Source organism: Acidovorax sp. KPB24-03, assembly GCF_057546605.1.
In genome coordinates this window covers 1-875 of sequence record NZ_BAAJYR010000795.1, presented here as the reverse complement: position 1 = coordinate 875, position 875 = coordinate 1, and the positions used below count along the sequence as shown (strand labels likewise).

Sequence of the window (875 nt, the reverse complement as noted above, 5' to 3'; positions counted from 1 at the left end):
GGCATCGGCCAGCGCGGCGCGGCGGCGTTCGTGCTCGCGCCGGGTGCGCCGCACGTGGCGCTCGTACGCGCCGGTTTCGATCAGCGCGGCCAGCGTGCGCTGCTCCAGCACCGGCGCATGCCGGTCGGCCATGCGCTTGGCCTGGCGGAACACCGCCACCAGGGCCGTGGGCAGCACGAGGTAGCCCAGGCGCAGCTGCGGCGACAGCGCCTTGGAGAAGGTGCCCATGTAGATCACGCGGCCATCGGGGTCGATGGACTGCAGCGCATCGATGGGGCGCTGGCCGTAGCGGAATTCGCCGTCGTAGTCGTCCTCGACGATCCACGCGCGGTGGCGCTGCGCCCATTGCAGCAGCGCCATGCGCCGGCCGATGGGCAGCACGCCGCCCAGGGGAAACTGGTGCGAGGGGGTCACATAGGCCAGGCGCACGCGGCCGTCCTCGGGCAGCTGCGCGGTGTCCAGGCCGTGCGCATCCACGGGCACGGCCCGCAGGCCCGCGCCCGTGGCCTCGAAGCACCGGCGCGCCATGAGGTAGCCGGGCTCTTCGAAGGCGAAGGCATCGCCCGCGTCCAGCAGCAGGCGCGCGCACAGGTCGATGCCTTGCTGGGAGCCGTGCACCACCAGGATCTGCGCGGTATCGCAGGCCAGCCCGCGCGCGCGCCGCAGATAGCCCTGGATGGCGCGGCGCAGGGCGGCATCGCCTTCGGGCGGGATGTAGCGCAGGCTGTGCTGGTGGCGCAGCAGTTCGGCCTGGTAGGCGCGGCGCCAGGCCAGCGCCGGGAAGTCGCGCGAGGCCACCGCGCCGTACAGGAAATCGATGCGCGCGGGCTCCGCAGCGGGCAGCGCGGGCAGGTCCATGCCGGCCAGGCGCTGCC

At 73.9% G+C, this 875-nt stretch carries 1 protein-coding gene; it reads right to left on the bottom strand.

From position 1 onward, the window contains the following. Positions 1 to 875: MocR-like pyridoxine biosynthesis transcription factor PdxR (gene pdxR, locus AC27KI_RS26065; protein WP_487116745.1), on the bottom strand; the 875-nt coding region annotated here is incomplete at both ends.